The organism is uncultured Kiloniella sp. (assembly GCF_937128705.1).
In the GTDB taxonomy this organism is placed as follows: Bacteria; Pseudomonadota; Alphaproteobacteria; order Kiloniellales; family Kiloniellaceae; genus Kiloniella.
Genome location: NZ_CAKZMP010000257.1, coordinates 1 through 5,632, shown reverse-complemented (window position 1 = coordinate 5,632; position 5,632 = coordinate 1). Strand labels below are relative to the sequence as shown.

The following is a 5,632-nucleotide window of genomic DNA, read 5'->3' as shown; positions in this document are numbered from 1 at the left end:
TATTTTGTTCGTAAATATTGATGCGCGTTCATGTACATAGAATATCTGGTAATGCTGAACCTTGTGTTTTTTATCAGGCTGCGTTTGCCGATTTTTCATGGATAAGACGTTTTAGAGTTTTAAGAAGGTCATCCATGTTTAAAGGCTTTGAGCAAGTCGCGTTCATACCACATGCAATATATTCTTTTAAATTACTGGTTTCGATATCGGCTGTTAAAGCAATGATCGGTACAGTTGATTTGGCTGTATCAGCAAGAGCACGTATTTGCTTTGTCGCTTCTACGCCATCCATATCTGGCATGTGAATATCCATCAGGATAATATCATAATCATTCTTGGTTACTTTTTCGACGGCTTCAAAACCATTATCTGCAGTGTCCACAGACTGACCACTTTTTTCGAGTAAGGCTTTTGCCATGATTTGGTTCACCTTAATATCTTCTACGAGTAGAAGGTGAAGGTTTGTTAGATCATGCTCAGGAACCTCTTCCTGAGAACGGAAGAGGGCTTTGGTTTTGTCGAGCGTAACTTCAAACCAGAAGGTACTGCCTTTTTCTTCTTCGCTATCAACGCCGATCTGACCATCCATGGCCAGAACAAGTTGTTTGTTAATCGCTAGACCTAAGCCAGTTCCACCATAATTTCGTGTTGTTGATACGTCGGCTTGGGAAAAGGCACTGAAAAGCGAGGATTGTTTGGATTTTGGGATACCGATGCCCTGATCTGAAACTTCAAAACGTAATTTTTGAGTAAACTCATCTTCGGATTTTAGAGAGACACGAAGAGTAATTGTACCGTCAGTGGTAAACTTCACCGCATTAGAGAGAAAGTTCATCAGGATCTGGCGTAGTCTGACGCTATCGCCAAGTACCCATCGATGAATGTTATCGGGGAAGGTAACATCAAGAGTATTGTTTTTTTCCCTTGCTGCGAGAACCATCATACTGCTGGTCTCTTCAACAAGTTCTGCCAAACTCATGGCACTTTTTTCTAATACCAGTTCACCCGCTTCGATTTTAGAGAAGTCCAGAATATCGCCGATGAGATCCATCAGATGATTACCCGAGCTGGAAATAGTTTTAATATAATTTTGTGTTTCTTGCGGAAGAGCCTGAATGTCTTTGTCACCAAGTGCCAGATCTGCATAGCCCAGTATTGAGTTAAGAGGCGACCGTAGTTCATGGCTCATATGGGCCAGGAACATGGATTTGGCTCTGTTTGCAACTTGAACTTCTTCGATCTTGTTTTTGATTGCCTCGGACATGCCTTCCATATCACGGGCTAAATCACCGAGTTCATCATTAGATGTTACCCCTATGCGACCTATGGGTTCTTGTTTTGCAATGTGTGATGCAGCTTTTTGCAAATGATTAATCGGTTGGATCAAAAGTCGACGCGTTACGAGTGTAAGCAATCCACCCATCAATAGAATAGAAACAAGGGATACGCCAATTGTTACAAGCTGAATAATCGAAACCTGTTGGGTGACTTCGGCCTCGGGACGAGACACAAAAATAACCCAGTTCCAGTCTGGTTTATTGAATGCTGCAGATGCATATAGCGTGTTGATATCGTCGAGGGCCTGAAAACTGCCAAAACTTTGCCCTTTTTGCGACTGAGCAAGTTCACTCCATTGGGAAAGAACGCTTGGGTCTTTGCTATCACTACAGTAAATCGGGGTGCCATCTTGGCCTATGATAAAGTAGCGTCGATTGGTTACAGTCGCTAAGTTATTTAATTCATTGAATACTTCTTCCTGATAGGATTCAACAAATGCTGGCATGTCTGTCAGACCAGCCTGTTCCAAAAGATCATACCGTGAAGATATAATATGGTGCACAGCTTCGTTAAGAAGCAGGTTCATATTTTCTTCTTCGCTTTTATAAAGTGCATTTCTGGAATGTGTATAAGACCAATATCCAAGAGAGCCAATACAAATCAAAATGATTGGCAGCATAGTCAAAAAGTACTTTTGGTATAATCTCATGTCAGGATTCTATCGATAAATGTTTTTGCCAGCGAGCTTTAGAAGAGCAGAGGGAATAACGGTTCCCAGTTCTGTCGCTGTTGTAATATTAATACTAACGAGGTAGCTATTTGGACGTGTCACAGGGATTTCCCCTGCGTTTTTACCTTTGAAAATTTGGTCAGCGATTTCTGCTACGGCTATGCCGTTTACTTTTGAGTTCGATATCATTGACATGAGAACTCCAGATTTAACCGCTTCAGTATTGTTGGCAAAAATAACAGGTATTTTCTTTTCTTTGAGAATTTTTAGAATCTCGGCGTCATTACCCATAGGTCCTGTTGCCAACCAAAGTGCATCAAAATTTGAGCGATTTTGTTCAATGATTTCCAAGGCATTCTTACGAAGGGCAGCACGGTTCTCTTGGCCAGGAAGGTATTTAAAATTCAAGTCAATAAAGCTTAATTCGTCTATATCTTTATCAATCTCCATGATTTGTGCCGTTTCGCTAAGGGCAGAGGGATAGGTAGAATTGACAATTCCAATCCTCATGGGAGATTTTACTGTAAGGGATTTTAGTGCCTGTCTAACGACCTCTATTTTAGCCGCGGGGGGGACAATGTGTGTTTTACCTGTAATATTTGTGCCACTTGCTTCCCCGATGGCACGGACAAACCCTTCTTTTTCAGGATAAGACACTAAAATAAAGACCAAAGGGGTATCTTGGTTTTTTAAAATTTTATAAGATTCTCTTGTTGCAAGGGTTGCAATAGACACGACCATGTCAGGTTTTTGACTCTTGAGCTCATTTGTCAAGATAGCGGATGATATATCTGGGCTGCCTTCTGCATTAAGAACGATATACTCGATATTTTGGCCTTCGAGGTAACCAAGTTCGGTCATTCCTTTGCGAAACCACTTTGTTGCGTCTTGCAGAGCGGGAAGAGCCATCGTTTCAATAATCACCACTCTTTTGGGTTCGTCAGCTTTTGCTTGGGATATTACGCTAAGACCAAGAATGGAAGCCAGCAGTATATATAAGGCAACCACCAGCTTGATAAACTTATGATTTCCTTTGGTAATGCGAGCATAAAACGGCAAAGCTGTGACCTCTTAAAGTCTTTGTTGTTTATAAGTTAACCAGACTGTCTGTGTGCGATCTTTTATATTTTCAAAATACAATCTGCGTCACAGCTATTCCCTTTTTACAATAACATCTGTTAACAAGGGGCTAATAAACCAGAGGTTTCTGCTTTTCTTATAATGATAGGATTGTTGAGGGCACCGTACTCGTTTTTGACGAGTTGGTTAATACGCCAGAAAATGAATATGAAAACTGGCGTGAAGGGGAGTGGAAAGCCCTCAACGAGTGGTGTGATCAATACAATCGAGAGATAGAAATCCATTCCAAAACAACAAGCTGCCAAGTAGCAGTTCGGGTTCTGAAATAAAATTTCTGGGGTATGAGTGATTAATTTTAGGTAACCTTTATTCCCCCGACCCAGCGAGATGAGGATGTAAGATCCTGATAATCCAGAGCGCCGGACAATAGCCTTTTGCCGGTATCGGTAATACTAATTAATCGTTCAGGCCAAGGCTGAGGGACTTGTGTTGTCTCGTACTGAATTAGGGGGATTTTGCATTTCATGATCTGGCCCAATTCGTACCAGTACATAAGATCGCCCAGATAGGGGAGAGGCTCATATTCCTTCATTAATATTGAAAATAGGTTTTTGCCTTTTACCGGACCTTTGTCTGCAAGAATACGCAGTGTTAGTTCGTGTGTGAGGCCAAGCCCATTATGGGGCGATGGCAATTCTTTTAGATGTCGCTTTAGGGCGTTTTTCATTAAAGGGAGGACGGGGGTTCCTTCGGCTATGATTGTTTCCAATTTATCTGGTGTTTCCTGTTTTAGTGCATTCCAAATTCTTTCACCCAATAAAAGTTGATCGTCGGTTATGGGCGTACGTTGATTTTCCCACAGCCATATCAGTAATTCAGGGGCAAGTTGGCCAAGACCGACAAAATCGGGGATACCTGGAACGCTGTCTATGCAGATTAGTTCTAATCGTGGGCGCGAGATAAGTGATGATAGATGATCGAGTAAAAAGGCAAGAATGAGTTGATCATAACTATCGTGTTCGAACCATAAAACAACACGATCATAATTCCAAAGTTGGTCCAACTTGTCGTAAGAAATCGCTTGGTTTGCCGTGACCTCATTCAACGGAATACCGTAAGAGGAAGAGATAAACTCTGACCGTTTCTTGCGGAGTGTCGCTGTATTTCCCTTAGGGATGGGGCCTTGACAAAAGGGGTCACTGAATTCGTGAAACTCGCCTGTAAATCCTGCAATATTTAAACTGTGCTTGATGTCTGAACCACAGCGAATATGTAGGGTGTTTGCGTCATCCAGATTTGGGGCATGTCCTGAACGTATCCGGGCTTGTTTAATTCGAAGCTGATCACAATGGGCTTTGAGTTTTTGCCATGATGCAAAACCGTTTTCGCGTGCGATACAAAGTTGGCAATCAGCAAGGGTAGAGTTGTTTATATCTGCTGTTATCTTTGATGCACGGGGGTGATAGCGTTCTATCTTGTCTAATGCCTTTTGGTCATCATTTTTGACAGCTTTTAAAAGCTCTTTTGCCCGCTTTTTTTGCTGCTCGTAATTTAGAGAGCCATGGAACATTGTTCGGGGAAGTCGTGGCGACGTCAAGTCAGATTCAGGCTGAGTATTCATACGATTATCCTCTGTCTAAAAACCTGTGTCCGCCATTCAGGTTAGGAAATCGTTTATATAAATCATAAACTTATTTTTGGGCGCAGCCCTTTCCGCGAACATGGAGGCTTAAGAAAAGCCAAGGAATTTATGCCATGTGCGAAAAGGGGCGTCAATACGGGTTATCTTTATAAATTATGGGTGAGGGGACGCCCCGCCAAAGTTTTTTGCCAGGTATGCTGTGATTTCTATCGGATCAGTTATACTTTCACGCTCATTGAGAATGAGCACTGGCAGCCATTGATTTTCTTTGCCTAAGTATTGAATAATTTCTTTTCTTGGTTTCGCATGAGAAATGCGTTTGATTTCGACTTGGTTGCCCCAATGTGGATTGATAGCAAGCGCGCCTTCGATCATTGCACAGTGAGTACAAAACCAACCGTTATTATTGGGTGAAGGGATTTTTAGATCTTCAAAAGGCATCTTAAGAATAAAGAGCACAGGTTTGTCCATCGGGATCATTTTTCAAGCTCCTTTATTTTTATAATAGGTATTTTTATAATAGGTATTATTGAGGGGCTTCCCCGGCGGGTACACCGACACAGATTATATAACCATCCGGGTCTTTCAAGTAGAGTTCGTGCATACCATACCATTGTTGTAAAGGGCCTTTGACAACAATATCCGGAGAAGCTTTTTTAAGAATTGCTTCAGGATCTAACCCGCGGAAATAAATCGTCCCAGATGGGGTTGGCGAACTTTTTGCGCTAAAGGAGGGGAGTTCATCTGACAGGCTCTGGGCCGTTTGTAACATAATTTGACCACCAGACTGGTTTTGGGAGCTTCCGTCAGGGTTATGGGTTTTCCACTCTAATGTTGCAAAGGCTGCACCTGCACCATTGCCTTCGAAGGCAACATCCCTTTGCGGGGAGACGAGAACGACA

5 protein-coding genes are annotated in these 5,632 nt (G+C 42.2%); all 5 read right to left on the bottom strand.

Translation table 11 applies throughout. The annotated features are described in order from the left end of the window. Positions 1–73: 73 nt before the first annotated feature. Positions 74–1,957: an ATP-binding protein gene (locus Q0241_RS13215; RefSeq protein WP_299378229.1), complete on the bottom strand. Its 1,884-nt coding sequence runs from the start codon at positions 1,955–1,957 to the stop codon at positions 74–76. 39 nt (positions 1,958–1,996) lie between these two features. Next, entirely contained in the window at positions 1,997–3,067 is a 1,071-nt protein-coding gene (locus Q0241_RS13210) for an ABC transporter substrate-binding protein (protein ID WP_299378226.1), read from the bottom strand. A gap of 376 nt (positions 3,068–3,443) precedes the next feature. Further along, positions 3,444–4,709, bottom strand: coding sequence for a DUF1835 domain-containing protein (locus Q0241_RS13205; protein ID WP_299378223.1), 1,266 nt, complete (start codon positions 4,707–4,709; stop codon positions 3,444–3,446). Positions 4,710–4,883: 174 nt separating this feature from the next. Next, positions 4,884–5,210, bottom strand: coding sequence for a DUF3088 family protein (locus Q0241_RS13200; RefSeq protein WP_299378221.1), 327 nt, complete (start codon positions 5,208–5,210; stop codon positions 4,884–4,886). 46 nt (positions 5,211–5,256) lie between these two features. Then, positions 5,257–5,632, bottom strand: a 376-nt coding sequence (locus Q0241_RS13195; protein ID WP_299378218.1) for a hypothetical protein, incomplete at its 5' end; no start/stop codon positions are given.